This is a genomic window from Streptomyces sp. NPDC052225 (genome assembly GCF_040679615.1).
GTDB lineage: Bacteria > Actinomycetota > Actinomycetes > Streptomycetales > Streptomycetaceae > Streptomyces.
This window is the reverse complement of sequence record NZ_JBFAVD010000019.1, coordinates 143,752-170,589: the sequence shown is the minus strand read 5'-3', so window position 1 is coordinate 170,589 and position 26,838 is coordinate 143,752. Positions and strand designations below refer to the sequence as shown.

Sequence of the window (26,838 nt, the reverse complement as noted above, 5' to 3'; positions counted from 1 at the left end):
GGGGCGTGGGTGTGGGGGGGGTTGGCGTCCCTCCGCCCGCCGCCGCCGCCGGGCGCTGCCCGCCGCGCGCCCCCCCCCCCCCCCCCCCCACCTCAGCTACGACAGCCTCCACTTCTGATTGCTGGCCCCGGTACACGACCACACCTGCACCAGGGTCCCGTCCGCCGACGAACCCCCGGTCACATCAAGGCACTTGTCGGCCGGCACATTCACCAGGTCCCCGGAGGACGCCTCGTACCGCCACTGCTGCGCCCCCGTGCCGTTGCAGTCGTAGAGCTGCACCTTCGCCCCGTCGGCGGTCGAACCCCCGGACACGTCGAGGCACTTGCCGAGCGCCCGCACCGTCCCGTCCGACTTCACGGTCCACGTCTGGTTCGGCGATCCGGCGTAGCAGGTCCAGATCTGCGCGGGCGTCCCGTTGGCCGTCGACCCGTCCTTGACGTCCAGGCACTTGTCGCCGAGCCCGTGCAAGGCGCCCACCGCGTCGGCGCCGCCCGCCTGCGTCCCGCCCCACGTGAACGTCGCCGACGTCTTGCCCGGCAGCGAGTACGTCACGTGCTGGCCACCCCAGTTGACGGTGACGTCCTTCGCGTTCGAGGCGTCGTTGTACGCGATCAGTGCCTTCGAGCCGTCCGTGTTGCGCCACGCCACGTTCGGCACGGACGAGGACGCCGTCGAGGCGATCCGCGAGGCGCCGGGGCGGACGAACTTCGTCAGGTGGCCCATCGTGTAGTACTCGACGGTGTAGTCGACCTGGCCGCTGCGGTCGTCCCCGTTGTGGACGGTGACGAGCCCGTCGCAGGTGCCGCAACCGCCGTTGTGGGGACCGCGGTTCTGGTCCACGGCCAGGGACCACTTGGTCACCGACTTCGCCCAGTTACGGGTGTAGTCGATGATGTTCATCATGTCCTCGCGCTGCTGGTTCGCGATCCAGGTGCCGCCGGAGTGCTCGGTCTGGAAGGCGTCGAGGGACGGGTACGCGTTGTGCACCGAGGTCTGCTTGGCGATGTCGCCGCCGTAGCCGTGCCAGGCGATGCCGCCGAAGTTCGGGTGCGAGCGCACGGCCGCGTCGTCGACGGTCGGCGCCGCGTACGCGTCGTAGGTGTCCCAGTTCCAGTCGTGGGCGAGGACTTTGGTCTTCAGGCCGGCGTTCGCGAGCTTCGGCAGCAGCTCGTTCTTGGTGAAGTACGCCAGGCCGCTGCCGTTCCAGCTCATCGACGGGTAGCCGGAGCAGCACGTCGGCTCGTTCTGCGCGGTGACGTAGTCCACGGGCACGCCGGCCGCCGCGTACCCCTGGAGGTACTTCACGAAGTAGTTCGCGTACGTCCCGTAGTTCTCGGCCTTCAGCCAGCCGCCGTTGAGCTGTCCGCTGTCCTTCATCCAGGCGGGCGCCGTCCACGGCGACGCCATCACGGTGGCCGCCGGGTTGAGCTGCTTGGCCTGCTTGGTCAGCGGCAGCACGTCGGCCTGGTCGTGCGCGAGGGAGAACTTGGCGAGCGTGGGGTCGCTCTGTCCCGCCGGTACGTCGTCGTACGTGTATCCGTAGCGGGCCAGGTCCGAGGCGCCCATGGGGTTGCGGATGAAGGAGAGGCCGATGCCGTCCGTCGGCGAGAACAGCTTCTTCATCGTCGCGTCGCGGGTGGCCTGCGACAGGGCGCCGCTGCTGTTGAGCAGCCAGGCCGCGGTGTCCGTGAAGGACGCGCCACCGCCGGTGAACGTCTGGTAGCGGGTGTTCTCGTCGACGGTGAGCGTCGTCCCGGTGGCGCCGGTGCCCGCCTGGAACGACACCGGGGCCTGCTGTTGCAGACCGCGCGTGACGTGCCGGCCGCCGCTGTCGTCGGTGGTGGTGAGCCAGACGGTGACCTGCTCGCCCGCCGCGTGCGCCGGCAGGGCGCCCGCTCCGGCGAGCCCCGCGGTGGTCAGGGCCCCGGCGAGGAGCAGCCGGGCGAGCCGTCGGCCGGATCTGAGTGAACGTGTGGGGGTGCGCACGGTGCCTCCTGTGTCACGGTGAAACCAACAGAGCACTCTCATGGCTTAGTTCAAGACGTGAGTTAAAAGGTGTTCCTGGTGCGCGTCAAGACTTCACGTCACGAACACTCCGATCCGTCATTCCCGGCGCCGCTGGGTTAGCGTCGAGGTATGAGGCCCCTCATAGCCGCCCTCGCCGCCCCGTTCCTGGTCCTCGGCGCGACCCTCGCCGTCGCGCCGCCCGCTGCCGCCGCCACGGACGTCTCCGCCGTGGCGGACGCCCTGGAGAAGAGCCCCGTCTACGTCGATCCGGCGGCGGCCGGGCAGCTGACCTCGGCGGACACCGACGCCCTGACGAAAAAGATCAAGGACGCGGACAAGCCGGTGATGGTGGCGGTGCTGCCCGCCGACTTCCCGACGCAGGACCTGTTCACCGATCTCCGTACGAAGACGGGGGTCGTCGGCGTCTACGGGATCCGGCTCGGCGACCGCTTCGACGCCCGCGCCGACCACCAGGTCATGTCGAACCAAGCCGTTCGGAACTTGACGAAGAGCGTCCAGGGCGAGCCCGTGAAGCAGCAGCTCGACGACTTCGTCGACACGGCCGTCCGCACGGCGAAGGGCTCGGCGCCCTCCTCGTGGGGCGCGGGCGGCGGTGACGACGGCGTGCCCGTCGGCGCGCTGATCGGCGTCGGCGGCGTGGTCGTGGTCGGCGGAGCGGGTGCGTACGCCCTGGTCAGGCGGAACCGGCGACGCCGCGAAGCGGAACAGCGCGAGGCCCTCGACAAGCTCAGGGTCGTCGTCGACGAGGACATCACGGCCTTCGGCGAGGAACTCGACCGGCTCGACTTCCACCCGGCCGAGGCGGGCGCGGACGACGCGATGCGCGCCGACTACGAGCGGGCACTCGACGCGTACGAGAAGGCGAAGCAGTTCATGGCCGCCGCCCAGCGCCCCGAGGACGTCCGCGGCGTCACCCAGGCCCTGGAGGACGGCCGTTTCTCGCTGGCCCTGCTCGCGGCGCGCCGCGAGGGCCGCCCGCTGCCCGAGCGCCGGGCCCCGTGCTTCTTCGACCCGCGCCACGGGCCGTCGGTCGAGGACGCCGAGTGGACACCGCCCGGCGGCGCGCCCCGCGAAGTCCCCGTCTGCGCGGCGGACGCGGCGCGGCTGCGCGACGGGCAGGAGCCGATGGTGCGCACGGTCGACGCGGGGGCGGGGGAGCGGCGCCCGTACTACGACGCGGGCCCGATGTACGGCCCGTGGGCCGGCGGCTACTTCGGCGGCGGCATGCTCCCCGGCCTCCTCGTCGGCACGATGCTCGGCTCGATGATGGCGAGCCCCGCCTACGCCTCCGACTACGGCGCCGGATACGGGGACTTCGGCGCCGGGGCCGGGTACGACGGCGGCGACTACTCGGGCGCCGACTTCGACTCCTCCGACTTCGGCGGCGGCTTCGGCGACGGCGGAGGCGGCGGCGACTTCGGTGGCGGGGGAGGGGACTTCGGGGGCGGCGGCTTCTGATCCGTGACGTCCCGGGTACGGAACCGCCGCCCTGCTCCTGACCGTCCGCTACGGACGTGACCGATACGAACCCCGAGGCCGGTGCCGCCGCCGTGACGGCCGAACTCCCCGAAGACCACCGCGACCTGATCGGCGATCTCGCCGGGATCGTCAGCGACTACCCGTCCGTGGAACCGGAGCCGGCCCTCACCGCCCTCGCCGCGACCGCGCAGGACGCCTTCACCCGGGGCATCGAGGAGCGAACCGGCCACGCCGTCCTGCTCTTCGCCACCTGCTGGTACGTCTGCCACCGCCTCGCCGGGACGGGCGTCCCCGCGGCCTACACCGAGGCCGCGAACACCCTGAGCGCCACCCTCGCCCCGGCCTCCTGCGCCTGCGCCGACGGCCCCGGCTCCCACCCGGGCGACCTCGACGACCCCGAGTACGCGGTCGAGATCGGCGCCGCGCTGCTCTCGGAGGCGGGGCGGGCGTACCTCGCCGCGGAGTACGGCTGGGAGCCCGAGGAGACGGCCGCGTACGACTGTCCCGCGTTCCTCGACCACCTCGCCGACGAGGTCGGGGTGGCCGTCAGGCCCTGCTGACGGGTCACACCGTTGCGGTGCGGGTCAGGGGCGTGTCGACGAGGTGCTCGGCCAGGAACCACGTCTGGCGCTCGCCCGTCACGATCACCTGGGACACCAGGAGGTCGTTGGTGCCGTCGTCGCCGAGCTCGGCGGCCCGCGCGGCGCCGTCGCGGGCGTCGATCAGGATCGCCTCGTGCGCCTCCACCAGCCGGGACAGCATGGCGGGGACCTCCTCGACGCCGTCCGGCGGCCGCGGGATCGAGGTGAGCTCGGCGACGTGCCGGGGGTCACCGACGGCGACCCCGCCGAGCGCCTGGACGCGCTCGGCGAGCGCGTCCACGAGTTCCAGCTGTTCGCCGGCGTGCTTGTCCAGTACGAGGTGGAGTTGGTAGAAGGTCACGCCGCGCATCAGCCAGTGGTGCTTCTTGTAGAGGCCGTACAGGATCTGCGTGTCCGCGAGGACCTTGTTGAGACGCCCGCACGCGTACGCCCGGGTCTCGTGCGACAGCCCCAACGGGAACTGCTTGACGTCCCCGAACTCCTGGATCACGCGCGTGGAAAGGGAGTTGACGGTCATGGTGTGCCTCCTGTGACGGGCTGCGGATGCGCCGACGGTAGGAGGCGGGGCCGGCCGGTCCTTGCCGTCGCGCGCACACGGTGTGGTCCGCCGGCGCACAGTGCCGACGGCAGTGCACTCCCGCAACAGCACCGGTGCGCGGACGCACCGGTTCTCCCGCCCACGGTCCCTAGCGTCGAGGCGTGAGCGGGGGGAACGGCCTCCCGCGTCTCTCCTGCCAGGAGGCCTTCATGTCGACATTCGATCCGGCCGAGCCGGTCGTGCCCGTCCTCGAACCCGCCGCGGCCGCGTTCGCCGAGGCGACCGCCAACCCGCCCTACCTGTTCGACCTCGCCCCCGCCGAGGGCCGCAAGGCCGTCGACGAGGTGCAGTCCGGCGACGTGGACCTGCCCGCCGTGGACGAGGAGTGGATCACCGTCTCCGGCGGCCCGACCGGCAGCGTGCGGGCACGCGTCGTCCGCCCGGCCGGCGCCGAGGGCACCCTCCCCGTCGTCCTTTACATCCACGGCGCGGGCTGGGTCTTCGGCAACGCCCACACCCACGACCGGCTGGTGCGCGAACTGGCGGTCGGCACCGGCGCCGCCGTCGTCTTCCCCGAGTACGACCTGTCGCCCGAGGTCCGCTACCCGGTCGCCATCGAGCAGAACTGGACGGTGGCCCGCTGGGTCGCCGAGCAGGGCGCGGCGCACGGCCTCGACGGCTCCCGGATCGCCGTGGCCGGCGACTCGGTCGGCGGCAACATGACGGCCGCGCTGACCCTGATGGCCAAGGAGCGCGGCGGCCTGCCGCTGGCGGCGCAGGTGCTGTTCTACCCGGTGACCGACGCGAGCTTCGACACCGGCTCCTACCACCAGTTCGCCGAGGGCTACTTCCTGCGCCGCGACGGCATGCAGTGGTTCTGGGACCAGTACACGACCGACGAGGCGGACCGCGCGCAGATCACCGCGTCCCCGCTGCGCGCCACCACCGATCAGCTCGCCGGACTGCCGCAGGCCCTGGTCATCACCGGTGAGGCCGACGTGCTGCGCGACGAGGGCGAGGCGTACGCCAACAAGCTCCGCGAGGCCGGGGTGCCCGTCACCGCCGTCCGCTTCCAGGGCGTCATCCACGACTTCGTCATGCTCAACGCCCTGCGCGGCACCCACGCCGCCGAGGCCGCCATCGGCCTGGCCGTCACCACGCTGCGCACCGCCCTCGCCGCCGCGTAAGCACCGAAGGCCTCACCTCAACCACCCACGCCCTCAAGGGAGTCACGCATGCCCGAAAACGACAAGCCCACCGTCGTCCTGGTCCACGGAGCCTTCGCCGACGCCTCCAGCTACGCCCGTGTCATCCCCGAACTCGTCGCCCGCGGCCTGGACGTCGTGGCGCCCGCCGTGCCCAACCGCGGCCTGCTCGGGGACGCCGCGTACGTCGCCTCGCTCGTCCGGCAGATCCCGGGGCCCGTGCTGCTCGTCGGGCACTCGTACGGCGGCGCCGTCATCACCGTGGCCGGCGCCGAGGACAACGTGCGCGGCCTGGTCTACCTCGCCGGGTACGCCCTGGAGAAGGGGGAGAGCCTCGGCGAGCTCCAGGGCCGCTTCCCCGACTCGGACCTGGCCTCGGCCCTCGTACGGACGCCGTTCCCCGTCGACGGGTCGGCCGACGGCGGCGTGGACGTGTCCGTGCGCCCCGAGAAGTTCCCTGCGATCTTCGCCGCGGACGTCGACCCGCACCTCGCCGCCGTCCTCGCCGTGTCCCAACGGCCCCTGGCCGCACAGGCGTTCAGCGAGGCGGCGCCGGTCGCGGCCTGGCGCACGAAGCCGTCCTGGGGTCTCGTCGCCACGGCCGACCGCGCCATCAACCCCGACGTGGAGCGCTACGGATACGAGCGCGCCGGCATGAGCGTCGTGGAGGCCGAGTCCTCGCACCTCGTGATGCTCGCGCACCCCGGGCAGGTCGTCGCCCTCATCGAGCGGGCCGTCGCCGAGATCTCCGACTGACCGGCCCGACCGGGACCCGCACCCACCACCCTCCAGCCCACAGAAAGCTCACGATGAACTCACCTGTCTCGCGTCGCGCCGTGTCCACCTCCCTGCTGGCCGGGGCGGTCGCCCTGGGCGCCGTCGGCGCCTCCACCCCGGCCGTGGCGGCCGACGACCGGGCGGCCTCCCGGCACCGCCACGACCAGCCCACCGTCGTCCTGATCCACGGCGCGTTCGCGGACGCCTCCAGCTGGAGCGGCGTCGTCGAGCGGCTGCTCGCGCGCGGCCACCGCGTGCTGGCGCCGGCGCTCCCGCTGCGCGGCCTGGCGAGCGACGCCGCGTACATCCGCAGCGTCCTCGACAGCATCGAGGGCCCGATCGTGCTCGCCGGGCACTCGTACGGCGGCGCGGTGATCTCCCAGGCCGCCGCCGGCCACCCCCGGGTGCGGGCGCTCGTCTACATCGCCGCGTTCGTCCCGGAGATCGGCGAGAGCGCGCTCGGCCTGACCGGCAAGTTCCCCGGCAGCACCCTCGGGGAGGCCGTGACCGAGCAGACGTACCCGCTGCCCAGCGGCGGCGAGGGCACCGAACTCGTCATCAGGAAGGACGTGTTCCGGCAGCAGTTCGCGGACGGGGTGTCCACCACGACCGCGCAGATCATGGCCGCAACGCAGCGCCCGATCGCGCTGGCCGCCCTCCAGGAGACGGCCACCGCCGCCGCCTGGAAGGAGATCCCCAGCTGGTACCTCGTGGCCACGCAGGACCGCAACATCCCGCCGGCCGCCGAGGTGTGGATGGCCCACCGGGCGCAGGCCCGCACGGAGTCGGTGCGCGCGTCGCACGCCGTCTCGGTGACCGACCCGGCCACCGTCACCCGGCTGATCCTGCGCGCTGTCCGCGAGTCCCGCTGACGGCGACCCTGAACCGGGCCCGCACGCCCGGGTGTTCACCGGCGCGCAGGGCGCGCCACTCGCGGGGGGAGCTGCCGTAGGCGGCGCGGAACACCCGGCTGAAGTGCGCGGCGTTCACGAACCCCCAGCGCTGCGCCACCGACACCACGGTCGGCGCCGCGCCGCCGCGGGCCAGTTCGCGGGCGCACTCCTCCAGGCGGCGCCGCCGGATCAGACCGCCGACGGTGACGCCCTCGTCCTCGAAGAGCCGGTGCAGATAGCGCACGGAGATGTGGTGCGCCCGCGCGATGGCCTCCGGGGACAGGGCGGGATCGCCCAGCTCCCGGTCGATGTGGTCGCGGATGCGCAGCACCAGATGGTCGCGTCCGGTCCGCGGCCCCGTCCCGTCCTGGGTCCGCTCGGCGACCAGGGTGGCGAACAGGTCGACGACACCGGAGGCGAGGCGCGTCGCCGCGGCCGGCGGATGTACGGGGACGGAGGCGGCCAGCGCCCTCAGGAACGGCGACAGCACCGCCGCGCACCCCTCGGTGCCGCCGATCGCGGTCCCGGTGACCCGGTGGACGTCGTCGGCGGGCAGCCCGAGCGCCCGCCGCGGCATGAGGACGACGTACGCGCGCACGCGCTCGGGGTGGTCGAGGAGGAACGGCTGAGCGGTGTCGTACACGAAGAGGTCCCCGGGGCCCGCGGTGGCCTGCCGTCCGTGCTGGACGAGGGTCGCGCTGCCCTCCCTGAGGACGGTCAGGGCCACGAACTCCTCGGTGGCGCGGGCGATGTGGGACGCCGTCCTGCTCGCCCGGTGCGGGTCGGCCTCCAGGGTCACGAGCCGCAGGAAGCCCACGCGTTCGCCGTGGACCCGGCCGGTGAAGGGGCCGTCGGCGCGCGGCACGACCCGCATCGGCACCAGCGCCCGGCCCAGTGCGTCGTGCCAGTGGTCGAGCCCGCCCTCATGAGGTACGGGAAGGGTGGTCGGCTCAGGCCTCATCTGTGTCTCCTCGTCATCCGCAGCGCAGGGCGGAGCTGTGGATCCGCGGCGCAGGGGGAGGGGGATGAGGGGGCAGCGCCCACAAGGCACGGCCCGCTCCTGGTCCTACGCGGATGCCCGGCCGGCAACGTCGCCCCGGAACTCCGCCATGGACCAGCCAACCAGCGAGCCGTCCCCCGCTCCAGGCACAAAGGAGGCAGAAACGGGTGCGGGCGGCACCCGGGCGCGACGGTGCGCCCAGGGAACAGTCCGGTGCGCGGACCGTCAACTGCCGTGGCCCCGGCGGGACTACGGTCGGTCCGAGTCGAGGTCGGCGAGGCCGGCGCGGGCCTTGTCCAGCGCATGGGGGTCGGCGCCGTGCCCCAGATCGACGCAGCGGGCCCAGGCCTCGCGCGCCTCGTCCGGGCGTCCGGCGGAGAGCTGGACGCCGCCCAGGTGGGTCAACTGGCGTGATTCCAGGGCGGTGTTGCCGGTCTCGCGGCACATACGGATGGAGGTCCGCAGGTGCACGACGGACTCCTCCCACTGTTCCAGCAGGGCATAGGAATTGCCGATGGCGGAGTGCACGCCGAGCAGGGTGATCTCGGCGGAGTGCGGTTCGAGGCGGTGGCTCTCGCGCTCCAGGAAGGCGAGGGTGGCGCGCAGCGACGCGAGCGCCTCCTTCCCGCGGCCCTGTTCGACCAGGGCGAGCCCCTCGCCGAACTGTGCCTGGAGGCTGCCGTGCACGTCGCCGACCGCGTCGAAGAGCTCGGCGGCCATGCGGAGGTGGGCCGCGGACGTGTCGTGGTCGCCCAGCTTCCGGTAGGCCCAGGCCTGGTAGTTGTGCGACCAGGCCTGCTGGTCCTTGTCGCCGGCCCGCTCCGCGACGAGGAGTGCCTCGCTGGAGCGCGCGATGCTGTCCCGGAAGCGGCGCTCGCACAGCAGCAGCGCCCAGGCGTGGTAGTTGAGCTGCGTCGCCTCGACGACCGGATCGCCGAGGGCCTGCGCGCTGCGGGCGGCGGTGCCGAACACCTCCGGCCAGTGCCCCCAGAAGATCCACTGGTCGGAGAACCAGTGCAGGGCCTCCGCGACCTGCGTCACGGCGGCGTGGTCACCGGACGCGGCGGCGGCCCGCAGCGCCGCGAGCCAGTTGGCGTTCTCGGTGCGCAGCCACTCCTGGCCCAGGGCGGCGCTGGACAGGTCGACCATGCCCTGCCAGTCGGCGGGCGGTGCGCCGTGCCCCGGTTCGAACCAGCGCCCGGCGACCGTCGCGGTCGCGAGCAGCCAGTCGTGCAGTGCGGCGCGGGCCAGGTCTGCGTCCTCGGGGCTCTCCTCCGCATCCAGCCGGGTCCGGGCGAAGAGCCGCAGCAGGTCGTGCAGCCGGTAGCGCTCCTGGTCCGCGCCGAGCAGCCCGGTCTCGACGAGCTCTTCCAACGCGTCCTCGGTGTCCGGCAGTTGACGCCCGATCAGCTGCGCCGCGCCCGCCACGCCGACGGTCGGACCCGGGACCAGCGACAGGCGCCGGAACAGCTGGGCGGCGCCCGGGGTGAGCTGCCGGTACGACAGGTCGAACGCGGCGGAGACCCGTACGTCCCCGGCGGTGAGGGCGTCCAGGCGCCGGTCGTCGTACGAGAGACGGTCGGCGAGCCGGCGTACGGACCAGCCGGTACGGGTCGCCAGCCAGTTCCCCGCGACCCGCAGCGCCAGCGGCAGATGACCGCAGCGCCGGGCCACGTCGGCGACGGCGGCCGGGTCGGCGGCGGCCCGCTCGGGACCGACCAGCGCGGTGAGGAATCGCGCGGCCTCGTCCGGGCTCAGCTCGCCGAGCGGGATCCGGTGCACGCTCTCCAGGCCGGTGAGCATGCGCCGGCTGGTCACGATCACCATGCCCGCCCCCGCTCCCGGGAGCAGCGGACGGACCTGCGCCTCGTCGTGGGCGTTGTCCAGGACCAGCAGGAACCGCCGCTCCGCCAACAGCCGCCGGTACAGCGCCGGATGTCCCTCCGGGCCCACCTTCGTGAGGTCGCGGTCGGCGACCTGGAGCGCCTTGAACACGGTCAGCATCAGCTCGCCGGGCCCCGGCGGCTCGGCGTCCATGCCGCGCAGGTCGAGGACGAGCTGCCCGTCGGGGAACGAGCCGGCGACAGCGCGCGCCGCGTGCAGGGCGAGGGTCGTCTTCCCGGTGCCCGGCGGCCCGGACACGGCGACGACCACGGGTTGCCCCGGATCGCGGGCCCCCTGCGCGGGCCGTCGGACCGCGGCCAGCCCGGCGAGGCCGGCAAGCCGGGCCAGCTCGTCGTCCCGGCCCACGAAGTCGTCGATGCCGCGCGGGAACGCCCGAACGCCCACCGGGTGGTACCCGCCGCTGCGCCCCGCCCGCGCCGAGGTCAGCAGCAGCTCCCGGTCCGCCTCGCCGAGACCGAGCCCGTCCGCGAGAGCGGCCACGGTCCGCCGCTGCGGGGCCGCGCGCCGGCCCCGCTCCAGGTCCCCGATCCCGCGCACGCTGACGCCCGACGCCTCCGCCAGCCCCTCCAGGGTCAGCGAGGCCCCGAGCCGCAGCTCCCGCAGTACGGATCCGAACGTCGCGGCTTCCCCGCCCACCCTGCCCCCTAGGCCCTGTCTGGAGTTCCGCCACGCCTTCGGCCCCCCGGCGCGATCTTCCGAAATCTTAGGAGATCTCGGGACGAGTCGGCGCCGGGCGCTCACGGACTGGTCAGTGACCCCAGGGGCACCCGGAGCTTCGAGGCCGGTTGTTCAGCCAGGTTGCCGTGCACCTTCCAGGAGGAGCCGCAGATGAATGAGACGCCGTGGGCCGCCCCGGGCGGAGGCCCGGACAGCCCTCCGTGGCTGGGTGCCGCGTTCGCTGTCGTGGTCGTGATCCTGGCCGTCGCCATGGTCATCGGGTGGATCCGGAGCAAGCGCTGACAGGCCGGCGGCGACAGGTCACCCCGATTTGCTCTCCTCCCTGGAGCCGGGCGCGGGCCGCTCCAGCGCAGGTGCCGGGGGCCGGGCCTTCGGGACCTGTGTCCCCTCCCCGTACATCCACCGCGACAGCGCCACCCGCAGCCGCCGCCCGCGCCGCACCCGTCGCCGTACGCCGTTCTCGTCCTCGGCGGGCAGCGGCTCCAGGGCCTTCGGCTGCTCGTGTTGCGTCAACCGGTACAACTCGCCCTGCGGCAAAGGTTCGTGGAGCTCCACGAACTCCCCGTGCGGCAGCCGCTTGATGATGCCCGTCTCGCGCCCGTGCAGCACCTTGTCCCGGTCCCGCCGCTGGAGCCCCAGGCACACCCGCTTCGTGACGACGAACGCGAGGACCGGGCCCAGGATGAGCGCCACCCGGGCGACCCACGTGATGGCGTTCACCGAGAGGTGGAAGTGCGTGGCCCACAGGTCGTTGCCGCCCGCCGCCATCGCGACGAAGAACCCGGTCAGCCAGGCGACGCCGAGTCCCGTACGGACAGGGCGGTTTCGCGGCCGGTCCAGGAGATGGTGCTCGCGCCGGTCGCCCGTGATCCAGGCCTCCACGAACGGATACACCCCGATGAGGACCAGCCACAGCGGGAACGCGACGAGGGGCACGAGGATCCCGATGTTCAGTGTGTGGCCCCACGCCGAGATCTCCCAGCCGGGCATGACCCGTACGAGACCCTCCGCGAACCCCAGATACCAGTCGGGCTGCGCGCCCGTGGAGACCTGGTCGGGGCGGTAAGGCCCGTACACCCAGACCGGGTTGATGGACGCGACCGCCGCGATCACCGTCACGACACCGAACACGAGGAAGAAGAAACCCCCCGCCTTCGCCACGTAGTTGGGGAAGAACGGCTCGCCCACCACGTTGCGCTCGGTCTTTCCGGGGCCGGGGAACTGCGTGTGCTTGTGGTAGAAGACCAGGATCAGGTGGGTGACGACGAGCGCCAGCATGATGCCGGGCAGCAGCAGGATGTGCAGCGAGTAGAAGCGGCCGATGATGTCGGTGCCGGGGAACTCGCCGCCGAAGAGGAAGAACGACAGGTACGTCCCGACGACCGGGACGGCGAGGGTCATGCCCTCGATGAGCCGCATCCCGGCCCCGGACAGCAGATCGTCCGGCAGCGAGTACCCCATCAGCCCTTCGAACAGGGCGAGGAACAGCAGCAGCCAGCCGAACACCCAGTTCACGTCACGCGGTTTGCGGAACGAGCCCGTGAAGAAGTGCCGCATCATGTGCACGAACATCGCCGCCACGAAGATCAGCGCCGACCAGTGGTGGATCTGCCGGATCAGCAGCCCGCCGCGCACGTCGAAGCTGATGTCGAGCGTCGACCTGTACGCCTCCGACATCCGGATCCCGCTCAGCGGAACGTAACTGCCGTCGTACGTCACCTCGTTCATCGACGGATGGAAGAACAGCGTCAGGTAGACGCCGGTCAGGATCAGGATGATGAAGGTGTAGAGGCAGATCTCGCCCAGCAGGAACGACCAGTGGTCGGGGAAGACCTTGCGCAGGTACTTGCGGCCGAGGCCGTAGACGCCGAGGCGGGCGTCGGCCCAGTCGGCGACGCGTTCGCCCGCCGTGATCTCGGATGCCTTCTCGGGTGCCGTCTCAGATGCCATCTCCGGTGCCTCCCATGAGCGCTCGCCCATGAGACGGACGCGGGCAGCCGGGATGTGACATCGAGAGTGCACCTTGTGGCGCATGTCACTGCGATGTATCAACTCGATATATCCGTACGGTAGTTGAGTCGATGGAGGTTCGCAGCGATGAGAGTGGTCGACTACGACACGCAGCAGCACCAGGACTACGCGCGCGGCCGCGCCCTCACCGACCGCCAACTGGACGTGTGGCTCAGGGCGTTCGAGGCGGTGCTGCCGGACCGGCGGCCCCTCGCCGGGCTCGACGTCGGTTCCGGGACCGGCCGGTTCACGCCCGCGCTCGCGGAGACGTTCGGGCCGGTGACGGGTGTCGAGCCGTCGGCCCGGATGCGCGAGGTGGCGGAGCAGAGGTCCCGGCACCCCGACGTCCGGTACCTGCCGGGCGCCGCCGAGGAGATACCCGTACCGGCAGGCAGCGCCGACTACGCGCTCATGGCCTGGTCCTGGCACCACGTCAAGGACCGGCCGCGCGCCGTACGGGAGTTGGCGCGGGTCCTCAAGCCCGGCGGGCGGCTGCTGCTGCGCACGAACTTCCGCGACCACCACCCCCGGCCGTGGTGGCTGGAGCACTTCCCGCGCGGCTACGAGGCGGACGCCGCGATCTACCAGCCGCTGCACGAGGTGATCGAGCTGTTCACGTCGGCGGGCTGGCAGGTCGCCTCCTACACCACGGTCACCGAGCCGTCCGCCGGCACGCGCGGCGCGATGCTCGAACGACTCCGCCTGCGCACCCTGTCCTTCTTCGCGCAACTCGACGCCGACGAGCTGGAGACCGGCTTCCGCCGTCTGGAGGCGGCCGTCGCCGAGGACCCGGAGGCGCCCGCGCCCGTGTTCGAGGAGCCGCTGCTCACGCTCACGCGCGGCTGAGCGTGCGGGTCACCCCCGCCACCACCGTCGTCGTCAGGATCCAGCCGACCGCGACAAGCCCGTACGCGAGACCCTGCACGCCCGCCCCGTCCCAGTGCCAGCCGTCGCGCTGGCCGAGGCCGCCGATCGGCACCATCAGATCGAGGGTGTAGGCGACGGCGTGGAAGGGCGGGCCCTCGCCCTTCTTGTTCGGGACGGGGGTGTGCGCGGCGAACACCAGCGAGCCGATCACGGTGAGCGCGGCGAGCCAGATGCCCGCGATCCACGGCCGGTACCCGTATCCCACGGTCGCGTCGAGCAGCCAGCCCCACGCCTTCCCGGCCGGTCCCAGGGTCGCGCGCCGCGTCCGCTCCCGTACGAGCAGGACGCGGCGCGCCTCGTCCTCGTGGCCGGACCTGCGGTAGTGGGAGGCGAGCTGCTCGTACGGCTGCGGCGCGTAGACGGGCTGGCGGCGCAGCCACGCGAGGCGGTTCGTCACGTCCTCGCGGCGGTCGTCGGCCGTCTCGCCGAGCCAGTCGTACGTCAGCCCGTCCAGGCCGAGCGAGCCGGTCGGCCAGGTGGTGGGGTGGTCCTGGATGCGCCCGGCGTGTGCGTTGCGCAGGTTGATCCCGCCGACGGGCCGCCGCGCGAACCGCATGTCGAGGGCCCCGGCCCGCATCCCGACGGCCATCAACGACGAACCTGAGCCGCCCAGTTCGGCCGACTCGAACGACACCAGGTCCTCCACCTGAGCGCCGCGCAACCGTATCCGCCCGTCGGCCCGCAGCCCTTGCATCCGTACGTTCGACGCCTTGAGTCCGTCCCCGTTGAACGCGTACGCGTCCGCCGCGCCCACCCGGATCCGGGCCCGGCGCATCCACAACCCGCCCGGCAACTCGGCACCGGGGAAGCCGACTTCGCCCTCCGCGACGAACCCGTCCTCGCAGAACACGGCGCCCCGCATCGCGAGCCCGCCGGCCTCCAGCGCGACCCGCCCCGGAGCGACGAGCCGCGCGCCGTCGAGCCGCAGCCCGCCCGCGATGTCGGCGTGCACGAGATCGACGGCGCTCTCGGCCCCGTCCCGCTCACCGATGACGGACCTGCGTAGGTCGACTCGCCCTCCGAACCGGGTGGTCGAGGCGCGCAGCCCCGGAAGCGTGCCGTCGACGGCGGCGAACCCGAGCGTGCTCGCCCCTTCCAGGCTCACCGCCTCGTCGAACCGGCACGCCTCGAACCGCACGGCTCGCCGAACCTCGGCCCCGTCGAGCCGCAGCGTCCCCGTGACACGGGCGTCCCGCAGTACGTAGGGCTCGGCCCTGGCCGCGTCGTCGAGGATCGCCCGTCTGACCCCGGAGGCGTCAACGCTCCCTTCAGCCACGGGCCTTGAGGAAGGTGCGCCAGGCGTGGGGGGTGACGGTGAGGATGGGGCCGGTGGCAGGGCTCAGCTTTGAGTCGCGGACGTGGACGGCTCCGCCGAGGGCGACCTCTACGCAGTCGCCGCCTTCGTTGTTGCTGTAGCTGGACTTGAACCACGCGAGTTCGGCGGTGTTGTCGTGCGGTCGCGCTGCGGCGTTCATGAGGCTCCTAGCAGTCCGTCCAGCAGGCGTGTGCTCTCCGTTGGAGATAGTGCCTGCGACCGCAGCATTCCATACTTCTCCAAGTAGACACTTGCCTCGTCGGGGTCCTCGATGACGCTGCTTCCCCCTTGCCCTTCCAGGTAGACGACGAAGTCGTTGTCGGCGTTCTGCAACAACTTCATCGGGCCGGAGAGCCCTGCGTGGGGAACCTGTCCGAGCGGCATGATCTGTACCCCGATGAACGGGAGTTCGCCCAGTGTCAACAGCCTGCGGATCTGGCCCTGCATAACCTCGCGGCCTCCGACCGGCCGGTGCAGGATCGACTCCTCGAGGATGAAGGTGCACCACGGAGGGTGCTCCCGCTCCCACATGAGCTGGCGCTCCAGACGTCCGGTGACCCAGTCGTCCACCGTCTCGTCGGCCAAGGGCGGATACCGGTACGCGTGACTGGCCCGCATGTACTCCGGGGTCTGCAACAACCCCGGAACCGTCAGGGTCTCGTACGACAGGATGGCGCGTGCCTTCTCCTCGTACTCCACCAGGTCCGCCACGACCACCGGATACTTCTCCCGCGCCGGGATCTTGCTCACCCCCACCGCCAACGCCCCCTTGGTGTCAAGGAGTTCGTCGATCTCCACGGCCAGCGGCATCCGCAACGGCCGCCGCCCCTGCTCGATGGACGCCATCTTGTCGTGGCTGACGTTGAGCCGGTCCGCCAGCTCCGTCTGCGTCATCCCCACGTACTTCCGGAAGTGAGCGATCTGCGCCCCGATCGCATGCCACGACGTCACTTGCTTCTTCATACGCGTACCGTTCCCCACCCGAACTCGGCCTTCCCGGCGTTCACTCGTACAAATGCAGATGTACGACCCGTCTCCCTGCATCCGCGCACCACCCGCGCGCGAAATTCATCCCATGGAGCAACTCCCCTACAAACGCGAGGCGTTCTACCGCCGCGAACGCAAATCGATTCCGGCGGCGCGAGAGTTCACAGCGTGGGCCCTCAAGGACTGGCATGCAATCGAACGCCTTGACGACGTACTTCTCTGCGTCAGCGAGGTCACGACCAACGCGCTGCTGCACGGCGTGCCGCCCGGCCGGGGTTTCCTTCTGCACATCGAGCTGTGCGCCGACCGGACGGTCAGGGTCGAGGTGCACGACAGCGGAGCCGGTGACGTACGGCTGCCCGAGCCGGAGGCGGACGCGGAGTGCGGGCGCGGGCTGCTCCTCGTCGCGGCGCTCGCGGACAAGTGGGGCGTGGGGGAGCGCGATCCGGGGAAGACGGTGTGGTGCGAGTTCGGCCCGCCTTCAACCACTGGCCCGAACCCCGGCCTTACCGGCGGTTACCCGCCCCGACTTTCGCCACCCCGTCGTGACAAGTCCGACTCGGCCCGGAAGTGATCAGGTCAATCATCGAAATCGATCGCTCTGTGCGCATGCCTGCTCACCAACTGGCTATGGATCGTCATGGCGTTCACACGCTGCACACCAACCCCATCCGTTGCGCACAGGTGCGTGCGCACCTACGAGAAGGAGGTCCCGCCATGGAGAAGCAGACGCAGGAGCAGGTGCACGGGCAGGCGCCGGAGCGGCGGAAGAAGGCGTACGCGACGCCCGTCATGGTCGAGCAGGGCGACTTCACCAAGACGACCGCCGGGTACTTCGTCGGCTCCTACTCGGAGTGGATCACCCGCCGCTTCACCTGACGGCCGGTTCCCCCACGCGAGCACCCAGGAAGAGTGAAGATGCCCGGCCACCCCCCACAGAGCCAGCCGCCCCACGCGCGCGACTGCTTCGTCGTCCTGCCGGACACCCCGGACGGACAGGCGGCGGCCGGGCGTCTTCTCCCCGTCGGCGATGCCGACGAGGGAGTCCGGATCTTCCGGTACCCGTCCGGGCGACCCTGGCTGATCGCCCGCGCCCCGCTGCGCCGCGTCAGCGGCGTCACGCTCGGCGCGGACGCCGCCGTCGTCGTCATCGGGCCCGACGCGGTCCCGGCCGCCGAACTCGTCGCCGACCTGCGCGCCGCCCGCGACAACGCCACCCTGCACCACCGCCTCGCCCGCCGACTGCCCGGCGTCCACCACGTCATCTCCCGTATGGGGAACGGGTGTTGGGCGCGCGGCACCGCGTCCGGGCTGCGCCGCGTGTACGTCACGGAGGGCGCCGGGCGAACCGGCCCGCGCCTCGTCTCCGACCGGCCCGCCGTGCTCGCCCACCTCACCGGCGCCGCCCTCGACGAGACCGCCCTCGCCCTGCGCCTCCTCGACTTCCTGCCGCACCCGCTGGGCGGCCGCCCCATGTGGCGCGGGATCACCGAGATCGACCCGGCGGACGCGCTCGTCCTGCGCACGGATGGCACGTCGGCGTCGACCCGCCGGTGGTGGCACGCCCCGGAACCCGAACTCCCGCTGCGAGAGGGCGCGTTGCGAGTCGGTGACGCGCTCGACCGTGCCGTCCGCGCGCACGTCGCCGACGCCCCGCACGTCAGCGCCGAACTCTCCGGCGGCCTCGACTCCACCTCCCTCGCCTTCCTCGCCCGCCGCGCCGGCGCCGGGCCCGGCGCATCCGGTCGTCTCTCCCTGCTGACCGTGGCCTCCCGCGAGCGGCACGCCGAGGACGAGACATGGGCCCGCCGCGCCGTCGGCCTCGCCCGCGCCGCCGACCCGGCCGGCCTCACCCACGACGTCGTCCCCGCCGCCGAGGCGCCCCTCTTCTACGCCGGCGTCGCCGCCCCGCCCGGCCCCGACGACATCCCCACCGACGAACCGCTGCCCGTCGCGCCCGCCCGGGCCCGCGCCCGGCTGCTCCTCGCCCGCGCCGCGGCCCGGGGCTCCCGCGTCCACCTCACCGGCTACGGCGGCGACGAACTCTTCATGGCGCTCCCTGCCGCGACCGCCGACCTCCTCCCGCGCCACCCCCTTGCCGCCTGGAACCGCATCGCGGCCGTGCGCCACCAGCTCGGCTGGCCCCTCGCCGCGACCGTGCGCGCCCTGCTGAACCGGCCCTCGTACCGGCGCTGGCTGGCCGGCGCCGTCACCGACGACGGGCCGCCGACCGCCCGGACACCCCAGCTGTCATGGGGAGTTCCGCAGACGCTGCCGCCGTGGCTGACCCCGGACGCCCGCACCCTCGTACGCGACGCCTTCCGCGAAGCGGCCGCGCACGCCGAACCGCTCGCGCCCCGGCCCGGACGCCACCTCGACCTCGACACCGTCCGCATCGGCGCCCGCCACTTCCAGGCCATGGAGGAGTACGGGCTCGCCCTCGGCCTGCCGGTCGCCGCGCCGATGTACGCCGATCACGTCATCGAGGCCACCCTCGCCGTGCGCCTCGCCGACCGCATCGACCCCGCCCGCTACAAACCCCTCCTCGCCGAGGCGGTGCGCGGTGTCGTGCCCGCGCCCCTGCTCGCCCGTACCACCAAGGACCACATGAACGGCGACCACACCCAGGGCCTCGTCCGACACGGCGACGAGCTGCGGGAGTTGTGGCAGGCGGGCACCTCCCATCTCGCCGCCCTCGGACTCGTCGACGCCACGCGGCTCGACGCGCTCGCCGCCGACCCGTACTCCCCGCTCCACACCCGGCACTCCCTCGACGCGACGGTCGCCGGCGAGATGTGGCTGCGCGCCACCTGCCCCGCACCCGAACCCGCAATCGGAAAGGCATGCATCCGGTGAAGCTCAGAGACGGCATCGCGGTCACCAGCACCGAGTACGGCGGCGTACTCCTCGACCAACGCGCCGGTTCCTACTGGCAGTTGAACGACTCCGGCACCGTCGTCATCACCGCACTCGCCGACGGACTCGGCCCCGAAGCCGCCGTCGAACGGCTCCTCGCCGCCTTCGACGTCGACCGTACCCAGGCCGAGGCCGACGTCGCCGCGCTCACCCGGCAGCTCCTCGACGCGAAGATGGCCACGCCGTGAGCACCGAGATGACGATGCCGGGCCAGGGCGCCCGGCGCGGTGTGCGCGTGCGCGCGGCCGTCGGCGTCGCCCTGCTCGCCGCCCGGCTCCGCCCCGACCGGCTGCGCCGCCTGCTCGCCTTCCTCAGCCGCGGTGCCCGCCCCGCCTCGTACGCCACCGCGCTCACCGCCTACGAGTCCGTCGTGACGACGAGCCGCCGCTGCGCCGGCTGGTACGGCTGCCTGCCCCGCTCGGTCGCCGTCGCCCTCCTGTGCCGCATGTCGGGGACCTGGCCCGACTGGCACGCGGGCGTCCGCGCCGCCCCGCCGTTCGCCCCGCACGCCTGGGTGGAGGCCGAGCACCGCCTCGTGGGGGAGCGGGCCACCGCCGACGAGTACCGGCCGCTCATCACGGTCGCGGCTCGCCCGCGCCGACCAGACCCGTCTCGTACGCGGCGATGACGGCCTGCACCCGGTCCCGCAGCGAGAGCTTCGCCAGGATGCGGGCCACGTGCGTCTTCACGGTCGCTTCGGACAGGTGCAGCCGCGCCGCGAGCTCCGCGTTGCTCAGGCCGCGCGCGAGGAGCGTGAGCACCTCCAGCTCGCGCGGGGTCAGCGAGGCCAGGTCCCGGTGGAGCGCGGAGGCGTCCGACCCGGCGCCGTCGCCCTCGCGGTGGGCGAACCGCTCGACGAGGCGGCGGGTGATCGCGGGCGCGAGCAGCGCGTCTCCCGTACGGACCATGCGGACCGCCGCCGTGAGGTGCTCCGGCGTCACGTCCTTGAGCAGGAAGCCACTGGCCCCGGCGGCGAGCGCCGCGTACACATAACGGTCGAGGTCGAACGTCGTCAGGATCAGCACGCGCGGCGGCTCGGCCGCGGCGGCGGACAGGATGCGGCGCGTCGCCTCCAGGCCGTCCATCTCCGGCATCCGGATGTCCATCAGGACCACGTCGGGCCGGGTCCGCCGGACGGCGGCCACCGCCTCTTCCCCGTTCACCGCCTCGGCGACCACGTCGATGCCGTCGGCGTCGAGGATGAGCCGGAACCCGGTGCGTACGAGCGTCTGGTCGTCGGCGAGCACGACCCGCAGGGGCGCGGCAGCGGCAGCGGACATCAGGGAGTCTCCGTAGAGGTGAGCAGCGGTATGCGGGCCTCGACGCGGTAGCCGCCGGTGAGCCGGGCGCCGGTGTGCAGGGTCCCGCCGTACACGGCGAGGCGCTCGCGCAGGCCGATCAGCCCCCGCCCGTTCCCCGTCGCGGCGGCGGCGCCCGGGGTGCCGCCGGTGTCGGTGACCTCGACGCGCAGCACATCGGGGGAGTGGTCGACGGTGACGGAGGCGCGGGCGCCCCGCGCGTGCTTGACCGTGTTCGTGAGCGCCTCCTGCACGACCCGGTAGGCGGCAAGCCCGATACCCGGGGAGACATCGGTGCCGGGTGTGCCGGTCGTCGTCAGCTCGACCGGAAGGCCCGCCTGCCGCAGCCGGCCGACCAGCGGCGGTATGTGGTCCAGGCCGGGCTGCGGGGCGAGGTCGTCGGCCGCGTCCTCGTCACCCTGCGCCAGGCCGTCGGCGGTCAACAGGCCCATCACGTGCCGCAGTTCGGTCATGGCGGCCCGGCCGCCCGCCTCCACCGCGAGCAGCGCCTGCGTGGCTCCCTCCGGGTTCTTCGCGAGGATCTTGCGGGCGGCGCCCGCCTGGATCACCATCACGCTCACGTTGTGCGTGACGACGTCGTGCAGCTCGCGCGCGATCCGGGCCCGCTCGTCGGCGACCGCGGCCCGCAGCGCCTCGGCCTGCTCCCGCTCCAGGGTGGCGAGCCGCGACGCGCCCTCCGTGCTGCGCTGCTTCCACGTCCGCAGGCCGTTGGCTGTCAGCGCGATGGGCAGCAGGACGAACAGCGGCGCCAACTGGTCGGGGATGATGTTCCACTCGTCCGACTTCCACGCGTAGCTCACCAGGATCATCGCCACCAGCAGGCTCGGCAGCGTCGCCCGGCGGTGCGTGCTGTGCGCGGTCGCCGTGTAGACGGTGATCGCCAGCGCGTAGAAGGTCAGGCGCGGCGAGTCGGACGGGATGAGGGCCGTCGTCACGATCGCCGTCCACAGCACGGCGAGCGGAAAGCGGCGGCGAAGCGCCAGCGCCAGATACGCGATCAGCGCGAGACCCAGCCAGACGGCGACCGGCCCGCGCGGTTCGGCCGGCCCGCCCCCGACGATCAGGACGCCGGACGGGTCCCAGGGCGTGGGCGGGGCCGGCCCGTCGCCTCCCCCGCCACCGGCGTGCTTGACCCCGTACAGCGCACAGGTCAGCGCCATCGCGAGGGCGAACAGGCCGTCCCGGAACACCTCGCGGCGCGCACCGGGCACCGCGAACGCCGCCCGCACCCCCGCCCTGGCCTTCGCCCGCCACCGGGCCGCCCCGCCCATCTCGATCACCCCCGACACCGAGCCCGTCCCGCTCAACCGGCCCACCCCCCTCACCCCCTCACCCGCCCGCGCCCCCGACTCGCCCCATTCTCACCGCCCGCCCACCCCCGTGTAATCCACCCGGGGGCCGGGATCACCCGCCCCCGTCTCCACCGGCCGACTACACCGCTGGGATGACCCCGCCGCCCTCATCCCCACGCGGTACGGCGATTGGCCCGGCCGAGCGACGCGGCCCCGCGCCCCCGCTCCCTACGGTTCCCGAGGCACACGCCGCCGAGGCCGAGGAGGCCCCCCATGAACACCCCAGCGCACACCCCGGCGCACCGTCCGGCCGACAGCCCGGTGGAGGGCCCGGCGCACGCCCCGGTCATCCGGCTCCAGGACGTGAGCCGCACCTACACCGACGGCCCGCCCGCCCTCGACGGCGTCTCGCTGACCGTTCGCGCCGGGGAGGCCGTCGCCGTGCTCGGCCCGTCCGGCAGCGGCAAGTCGACGCTCCTGAGCCTGATCGCCGGGCTCGACCGGCCCGACACCGGCACCGTCACCGTGGACGGCGTCCGCGTCGACCGGCTCGGCGAGGCCGGCGCCGCCCGCTACCGCAGGACGAAGGTCGGCATGGTCTTCCAGTTCTTCCACCTGCTCGACGACCTGAGCGTCGCCGACAACATCGCCCTGCCCGCCCAACTCGCGGGCACCGCACGGCAGGAGGCCCGCCGCCGCGCCGCCGAGCTGATGGAGAACCTCGGTATCGCCCGGCACGCCCGCGCCCATCCCACCCGCCTGTCCGGCGGCGAACGCCAGCGTGTCGCCGTCGCCCGCGCCCTGATGAACCGGCCCGCCCTGCTCCTCGCCGACGAACCGACCGGCGCCCTCGACAGCGCGTCCGGCGAGGACGTCCAGACGCTGCTGCGCGCCCTGAACGCCGACGGCCAGACCCTCGTCGTCGTCACCCACGACGTCGCCCTGGCCCGCGCCTGCACCCGCCGCACCCTGCACCTCGTCGACGGCCGCATCGCCTCCGACACCGCCACCCCCGCCGTCGCGGGGGCCGTCCGATGAGCGCCCTCGGCAAAGTCGTGCGCGCGGGCGTCGCCCGGCGCCGCGTCCCGGCCGTGGTGATCTGCCTGACCACGCTGATGGCCGTCGCCGCGTCCGTCCTCGCGGGCACCCTCCTCGTGTCGTCACGGGCGCCCTTCACGACCGCCTTCGGCAAACAGCACGGCGCGCACCTGTCCGTGCAGTACGACGCGAACAAGGTCAAATCGGCCGCGCTGAAGGGCAGTTCGGGCGACGGCGTCAGCGCCACCGCGGGGCCCTTCCGGACGACCACCGCGAGCCCCGTCTTCTCCGCCCCCGACGGCATGCGCGGCACGGTGCCCCGCCCGCTCACCGTCATCGGCCGCTCCCACCCCGGCGGCGCGGTCGACCGCCTCACCCTCACCGAGGGCCGCTGGCCCCGCGGCGCCGGGGAGATCACCCTGTCCGCCGACGCGGGGCTGCCCATCACCCTCGGCGGCAAGCTGACCTTCGAAGCGCTGCCCGGAAAGCCGACCCTCACCGTCGTCGGCCTCGCCCGCTCCGTCAGCCGCACCGGCGACGCCTGGGTGCTGCCCGCGCAGATCGGCGCGCTCACCCCGCAGCACGGCCCCCGCGGCTACGAGATGCTCTACCGCCTGAACTCGGCCTCGACCAAGAGCCAAGTGGCCGCCGTCCGCAAGGAACTGACCGCGTCCGTCCCCGCCGGCTCCGTCGCCGGCACGAGGTCCTGGCTCACCCTCAAGGCCGCGAGCGAGCGCGAGACGGCGGTGTACATCCCGTTCCTGCTGGCGTTCGGCGGCCTCGGCCTCGTCATGTCGGTGCTCATCGTCGGCAACGTCGTCGCCGGCACGGTCGGCGCCGGCCTGCGCCGCATCGGCATCCTCAAGGCCGTCGGCTTCACCCCGCACCAGGTCGTCCGCGCCTATCTCGCCCAGGCCCTCGTCCCGGCCGCCGTCGGCGCCGCGCTCGGTGTCGTCGCCGGCCACCTGACCGCCGTACCCCTCCTGCAAGAAGCGGAGAACGCCTACAGCTCGACGCCGCTGACCATCGCGCCCTGGGTCGACGCCGCCGTCCTCGCCGTCGTCCTCGGGGTCGTCGCCCTCACCGCATGGCTGAGCGCCTGGCGGGCCGGACGGCTGCGCGCCGTCGACGCCATCGCCGTGGGCCGCGCCGCACGCCCCGGACGCGGGCGGTGGGCCGCCGGACTCGCCGCGCGCCTGCCGCTGCCGCGCCCCGTCTGCCTGGGACTCGCCCGGCCGTTCGGCCGCCCCGCGCGGGCCCTCGCCATGGCCGCCGCCGTCGGCTTCGGCGCGGTCGCCGTCACCTTCACGCTCGGCCTCGGCTCGTCACTGAACTCGATCATGGACGCCCGGCAGCACGACAACTCGGACGTCACCGTCGCCTCCGTGGCGACCCCGCAGACCGGGGGCCCGCCGCAGGCACCGGGCCCCGGAGAGGACGACATCTCCCGTGCGTCCGCCGCCGCCCGGGTGATCGCGGCGCAGCCCGGCACCCGCGCGTACTACGGCCTGGCCGAGACCCGGGCGAACGCCCTCGGCCTCAGTGACGACATCGACGTCACCGCCTTCACCGGCGACGCGAGCTGGGCCGACTACCGCTTGATGTCCGGCCGTTGGTTCACGAAGGCGGGCGAGGCGGTCGTGCCGAGCGGACTGCTGAAACAGCTGGGGGTGAAGGTCGGGGACACCGTCACGTTCACCGCCGCCGTCGAGAACGGCAAGCCGTTCACCGTACGGATCGTCGGAGAGGTCTTCGAGACCTCGAACTTCGGCACGCTGCTCCTCACCGACCTGGCCACCCTCAAGAAGTCCGCGCCGAACCTGGCCCCGCGCTCGTACCAGATCAAGCTCAACTCCGGTACGAACGCCAGGAGTTACGCCACCGCGCTCACGGCGGCGCTGAAGGAGAAGGCCGGATCCGCGCACGAGAAGCTGGAGGCCCACGCCGGGCCCCTGGACGACTCGGGCGGCAGCGACATCGTCGACTCGCTCAACGCGCTCGGCGCGATGCTCACCCTCATGATCGTCGCCGTCGCCGCGCTCGGCGTGCTCAACGGCGTCGTCCTCGACACCCGCGAACGCGTCCAGGAACTCGGCGTCCACAAGGCCCTCGGCATGACCCCGCGGCAGACCGCCGTCATGGTCGTCACCTCGGTCGTGCTCACCGGCCTCGCGGGCGGTGCGGGCGGCGTCCTGCTCGGCCGGGCGCTGCACCACTGGATCGTGCCGGCCATGGGCGAGGGCGCGGGTGTCACCCTGCCGGACTTCGTCCTGGCCGTGTACCACGCGCCGCAACTCGCCCTGCTGGTGCTCGGCGGTGTCCTCATCGCCGTACTCGGGGCACTGCTGCCCGCGGGATGGGCGGCGCGGATCAGGACGGCGACGGCGCTGCGGACGGAATGACCGTCACGACGGGACGCAACGACGGGACGCAACGACGGGAGGGAACGACGAGTTGGCGGCCACGCGTTCCGTGGCCGCCTCAACTCGCTTGCTATGTCTGCCGCTTGCGTCAGGCGTTCTTGATCGCCGAGATGTCGAAGATCAGCTTGATCTTGTCGGAGACGAGGACGCCACCGGTCTCCAGGGCGGCGTTCCAGGTGATGCCCCACTCGGAGCGCAGGATCTGGGCCTTGCCCTCGAAGCCGACGCGCTCGTTGCCGAAGGGGTCCTTGGCGGCGCCGTTGAACTCCAGGTCGATCGTGAGCGGCCGGGTCGTGCCGAGGATCGAGAGGTCGCCGGTGATGCGGTAGTCGTCGCCGCCCAGGGACTCGGCGGACGTCGAGCGGAACGTCATCGTCGGGAACTCGTCGATCTTGAAGAAGTCGGCGCTCTTCAGGTGGCCGTCACGGTCGGCGTTGCCCGTGTCGATGCTCGCCATCTGCACGTCGAACGACGCCGTCGACTTGCTCGGGTCCGAGCCGTCCAGGTGCAGCGTGCCGGTGAAGTCGCTGAAGCCGCCCTTCACGTTCGTCACCATCGCGTGCCGGGCGACGAAGCCGAGCGAGGTGTGCGCGGGGTCGACCGTGTAGTCGCCGGTCAGGGCGGACAGATCCGGGCCGGCCGTGGTGGCGGCGGCGGTGGTGTCGGTGGTGTCGTTCTTGCGGCCGAAGATGCCCATGACGTGCTCCTTGGGGACGGGCGGCACGGCAGTGCCGGGAATGTTGAACGTTGAACTTTCAACTGGCTCCGACTGTAGCGCGATGATGTACAACTTTCAACATCATTCGCTACGTGTCCTCTCGATTACACCCGGTGGATCCTGAAGGCGCCCTTCCGGACGCGCGTAGAACCCGGCACCATCTCCTTGCGCCACCTGCACCACAGCCGTCTCACAGCCAGCACGCTTCAGCACGGTCCTCAGCAGGAAGGAACCCCCATGCGCATCCGCTCCGCCCTCACCGCCCTCGCCCTCACCACGGGCGCCCTCGTCGCACCCGGCTTCGGGGTGCTCACCACCGCGACCGACGCGTTCGCCGTCACCAAGATCAGCCACGCGACGGCGACCTCGATGTTCAGAGCGTCCGGCATCACCTGGTCGTCCTCGGGCGGCTGCTCCGACCGGTACAACTCGACCTGTACGTCCTTCGAGCAGCTCAACCTCGCCACCGCCCAGGGCGCCCAGACCCTCAAGAGCGCGAGCGGCTGCGCCCTGAACATCACGGGCGGCACGGAAGTCGGCCACGCGAGCGGCACGTACTCGCACTGGAACGGCTACAAGCTCGACTACAGCAAGACCACCTGCGTCACGAGCTACGTCAAGAACAACTTCAGCTACATAGGGCTGCGCGGCGACGGCGCCCCGCAGTACAAGTCCGGCTCCGGCAACATCTACGCCGACGAGGGCAGCCACTGGGACGTCCTCTACTACAACTGCGGCGGCTGCTGACCGCTGACCGCGACGGCGGGGGCTTGGACTTACGGACG

Annotated in this window: 26 protein-coding genes; 15 read left to right on the top strand and 11 right to left on the bottom strand. The window is 72.6% G+C overall.

The genetic code is table 11. The features are described 5' to 3' along the window. Positions 1 to 96 precede the first annotated feature (96 nt). A complete protein-coding gene (locus AB0L37_RS26190; protein ID WP_365510102.1) occupies positions 97 to 1,989 on the bottom strand; it encodes a ricin-type beta-trefoil lectin domain protein in 1,893 nt (630 codons plus the stop codon). A 150-nt stretch (positions 1,990 to 2,139) separates the two neighbouring features. Between AB0L37_RS26190 and AB0L37_RS26185 the strand changes: the two genes are divergently transcribed. Together AB0L37_RS26185 and AB0L37_RS26180 are read left to right on the top strand one after the other, a co-directional pair. Then, positions 2,140 to 3,489, top strand: a complete 1,350-nt coding sequence (locus tag AB0L37_RS26185; RefSeq protein ID WP_365510099.1) for a hypothetical protein — start codon at positions 2,140 to 2,142, stop codon at positions 3,487 to 3,489. A gap of 56 nt (positions 3,490 to 3,545) precedes the next feature. Then, the gene (locus tag AB0L37_RS26180) at positions 3,546 to 4,070 is read left to right on the top strand and encodes a hypothetical protein (RefSeq protein WP_365510097.1); all 525 of its coding nucleotides are present in this window, start codon (positions 3,546 to 3,548) and stop codon (positions 4,068 to 4,070) included. Between the two features lie 4 nt (positions 4,071 to 4,074). Here the strand turns inward: AB0L37_RS26180 and AB0L37_RS26175 are convergent, their stop codons facing one another. Further along, positions 4,075 to 4,629: a DNA starvation/stationary phase protection protein gene (locus AB0L37_RS26175; RefSeq protein ID WP_365510094.1), complete on the bottom strand. Its 555-nt coding sequence runs from the start codon at positions 4,627 to 4,629 to the stop codon at positions 4,075 to 4,077. Between the two features lie 230 nt (positions 4,630 to 4,859). Here AB0L37_RS26175 and AB0L37_RS26170 point away from each other — a divergent pair, with 230 nt between their 5' ends. The 3 genes from AB0L37_RS26170 to AB0L37_RS26160 all read left to right on the top strand — a co-directional run bounded on the left by AB0L37_RS26170 (position 4,860) and on the right by AB0L37_RS26160 (position 7,504). Further along, positions 4,860 to 5,837 (top strand): alpha/beta hydrolase, encoded by a 978-nt coding sequence (locus tag AB0L37_RS26170; RefSeq protein WP_365510092.1) that lies wholly within the window; start codon positions 4,860 to 4,862, stop codon positions 5,835 to 5,837. A gap of 48 nt (positions 5,838 to 5,885) precedes the next feature. Next, entirely contained in the window at positions 5,886 to 6,611 is a 726-nt protein-coding gene (locus AB0L37_RS26165; protein ID WP_365510089.1) for an alpha/beta fold hydrolase, read from the top strand. Positions 6,612 to 6,691: 80 nt separating this feature from the next. Then, the gene (locus AB0L37_RS26160; RefSeq protein ID WP_365510086.1) at positions 6,692 to 7,504 is read left to right on the top strand and encodes an alpha/beta hydrolase; all 813 of its coding nucleotides are present in this window, start codon (positions 6,692 to 6,694) and stop codon (positions 7,502 to 7,504) included. On the opposite strand, the gene AB0L37_RS26155 is transcribed toward AB0L37_RS26160, so the two are convergent. Both AB0L37_RS26155 and AB0L37_RS26150 read right to left on the bottom strand, forming a co-directional pair. Further along, complete coding sequence (locus AB0L37_RS26155; RefSeq protein WP_365510083.1) at positions 7,464 to 8,486, bottom strand: helix-turn-helix domain-containing protein; 1,023 nt, start codon at positions 8,484 to 8,486, stop codon at positions 7,464 to 7,466. The two genes, AB0L37_RS26160 and AB0L37_RS26155, sit on opposite strands and share 41 nt — an antisense overlap. Before the next feature lie 288 nt (positions 8,487 to 8,774). Further along, on the bottom strand, positions 8,775 to 11,066 hold the full coding sequence (locus AB0L37_RS26150) for an NB-ARC domain-containing protein (RefSeq protein ID WP_365510080.1): 2,292 nt from the start codon (positions 11,064 to 11,066) through the stop codon (positions 8,775 to 8,777). Positions 11,067 to 11,258: 192 nt separating this feature from the next. On the opposite strand from AB0L37_RS26150, the gene AB0L37_RS26145 reads away from it, so the two are divergent. After that, complete coding sequence (locus AB0L37_RS26145; RefSeq protein WP_365510077.1) at positions 11,259 to 11,390, top strand: hypothetical protein; 132 nt, start codon at positions 11,259 to 11,261, stop codon at positions 11,388 to 11,390. A gap of 18 nt (positions 11,391 to 11,408) precedes the next feature. On the opposite strand, the gene AB0L37_RS26140 is transcribed toward AB0L37_RS26145, so the two are convergent. Further along, a complete protein-coding gene (locus AB0L37_RS26140) occupies positions 11,409 to 13,058 on the bottom strand; it encodes a cytochrome bc complex cytochrome b subunit (protein ID WP_365510074.1) in 1,650 nt (549 codons plus the stop codon). A gap of 147 nt (positions 13,059 to 13,205) precedes the next feature. Here AB0L37_RS26140 and AB0L37_RS26135 point away from each other — a divergent pair, with 147 nt between their 5' ends. Then, a complete protein-coding gene (locus AB0L37_RS26135) occupies positions 13,206 to 13,964 on the top strand; it encodes a class I SAM-dependent methyltransferase (RefSeq protein WP_365510071.1) in 759 nt (252 codons plus the stop codon). On the opposite strand, the gene AB0L37_RS26130 is transcribed toward AB0L37_RS26135, so the two are convergent. Genes AB0L37_RS26130 through AB0L37_RS26120 form a run of 3 tightly spaced genes read right to left on the bottom strand, consistent with a single transcriptional unit; the run spans position 13,951 to position 16,323 of the window. Next, positions 13,951 to 15,321 carry an oxidoreductase gene (locus tag AB0L37_RS26130; protein ID WP_365510068.1) on the bottom strand — a complete coding sequence of 457 codons (1,371 nt, stop codon included), beginning with the start codon at positions 15,319 to 15,321 and terminating at the stop codon, positions 13,951 to 13,953. The two genes, AB0L37_RS26135 and AB0L37_RS26130, sit on opposite strands and share 14 nt — an antisense overlap. Further along, positions 15,314 to 15,520 carry a DUF397 domain-containing protein gene (locus tag AB0L37_RS26125; RefSeq protein WP_365510065.1) on the bottom strand — a complete coding sequence of 69 codons (207 nt, stop codon included), beginning with the start codon at positions 15,518 to 15,520 and terminating at the stop codon, positions 15,314 to 15,316. Before AB0L37_RS26125 ends, AB0L37_RS26130 begins: the two co-directional genes overlap by 8 nt. Then, positions 15,517 to 16,323 carry a helix-turn-helix transcriptional regulator gene (locus AB0L37_RS26120; protein ID WP_365510062.1) on the bottom strand — a complete coding sequence of 269 codons (807 nt, stop codon included), beginning with the start codon at positions 16,321 to 16,323 and terminating at the stop codon, positions 15,517 to 15,519. The genes AB0L37_RS26125 and AB0L37_RS26120 overlap by 4 nt, the downstream gene beginning before the upstream one ends. A 112-nt stretch (positions 16,324 to 16,435) precedes the next feature. On the opposite strand from AB0L37_RS26120, the gene AB0L37_RS26115 reads away from it, so the two are divergent. The 5 genes from AB0L37_RS26115 (at position 16,436) to AB0L37_RS26095 (ending at position 19,891) form a co-directional block, all read left to right on the top strand. Continuing rightward, positions 16,436 to 16,921: an ATP-binding protein gene (locus AB0L37_RS26115; RefSeq protein WP_365510120.1), complete on the top strand. Its 486-nt coding sequence runs from the start codon at positions 16,436 to 16,438 to the stop codon at positions 16,919 to 16,921. A 143-nt stretch (positions 16,922 to 17,064) separates the two neighbouring features. Next, on the top strand, positions 17,065 to 17,226 hold the full coding sequence (locus AB0L37_RS26110; protein ID WP_365510059.1) for a keywimysin-related RiPP: 162 nt from the start codon (positions 17,065 to 17,067) through the stop codon (positions 17,224 to 17,226). 39 nt (positions 17,227 to 17,265) lie between these two features. Beyond that, entirely contained in the window at positions 17,266 to 19,203 is a 1,938-nt protein-coding gene (locus AB0L37_RS26105) for an asparagine synthase-related protein (RefSeq protein WP_365510056.1), read from the top strand. After that, positions 19,200 to 19,451, top strand: a complete 252-nt coding sequence (locus tag AB0L37_RS26100; RefSeq protein WP_365510054.1) for a lasso peptide biosynthesis PqqD family chaperone — start codon at positions 19,200 to 19,202, stop codon at positions 19,449 to 19,451. Before AB0L37_RS26105 ends, AB0L37_RS26100 begins: the two co-directional genes overlap by 4 nt. Then, positions 19,448 to 19,891: a lasso peptide biosynthesis B2 protein gene (locus AB0L37_RS26095; RefSeq protein WP_365510051.1), complete on the top strand. Its 444-nt coding sequence runs from the start codon at positions 19,448 to 19,450 to the stop codon at positions 19,889 to 19,891. The genes AB0L37_RS26100 and AB0L37_RS26095 overlap by 4 nt, the downstream gene beginning before the upstream one ends. Here AB0L37_RS26095 and AB0L37_RS26090 read toward each other — a convergent pair. Both AB0L37_RS26090 and AB0L37_RS26085 read right to left on the bottom strand, forming a co-directional pair. Then, positions 19,839 to 20,543: a response regulator transcription factor gene (locus AB0L37_RS26090; protein WP_365510048.1), complete on the bottom strand. Its 705-nt coding sequence runs from the start codon at positions 20,541 to 20,543 to the stop codon at positions 19,839 to 19,841. The genes AB0L37_RS26095 and AB0L37_RS26090 overlap by 53 nt on opposite strands. After that, a complete protein-coding gene (locus tag AB0L37_RS26085) occupies positions 20,543 to 21,889 on the bottom strand; it encodes a histidine kinase (RefSeq protein WP_365510045.1) in 1,347 nt (448 codons plus the stop codon). The genes AB0L37_RS26090 and AB0L37_RS26085 overlap by 1 nt, the downstream gene beginning before the upstream one ends. Before the next feature lie 258 nt (positions 21,890 to 22,147). On the opposite strand from AB0L37_RS26085, the gene AB0L37_RS26080 reads away from it, so the two are divergent. Together AB0L37_RS26080 and AB0L37_RS26075 are read left to right on the top strand one after the other, a co-directional pair. Next, the gene (locus AB0L37_RS26080) at positions 22,148 to 22,912 is read left to right on the top strand and encodes an ABC transporter ATP-binding protein (RefSeq protein WP_365510043.1); all 765 of its coding nucleotides are present in this window, start codon (positions 22,148 to 22,150) and stop codon (positions 22,910 to 22,912) included. Then, the gene (locus tag AB0L37_RS26075; RefSeq protein WP_365510040.1) at positions 22,909 to 25,314 is read left to right on the top strand and encodes an FtsX-like permease family protein; all 2,406 of its coding nucleotides are present in this window, start codon (positions 22,909 to 22,911) and stop codon (positions 25,312 to 25,314) included. Before AB0L37_RS26080 ends, AB0L37_RS26075 begins: the two co-directional genes overlap by 4 nt. Positions 25,315 to 25,423: 109 nt before the next feature. Here AB0L37_RS26075 and AB0L37_RS26070 read toward each other — a convergent pair whose 3' ends face one another. Further along, on the bottom strand, positions 25,424 to 26,032 hold the full coding sequence (locus AB0L37_RS26070) for a YceI family protein (protein ID WP_365510037.1): 609 nt from the start codon (positions 26,030 to 26,032) through the stop codon (positions 25,424 to 25,426). A gap of 258 nt (positions 26,033 to 26,290) precedes the next feature. Between AB0L37_RS26070 and AB0L37_RS26065 the strand changes: the two genes are divergently transcribed. Next, positions 26,291 to 26,800 (top strand): hypothetical protein, encoded by a 510-nt coding sequence (locus AB0L37_RS26065; RefSeq protein ID WP_365510034.1) that lies wholly within the window; start codon positions 26,291 to 26,293, stop codon positions 26,798 to 26,800. The last annotated feature ends 38 nt before the right edge of the window (positions 26,801 to 26,838 follow it).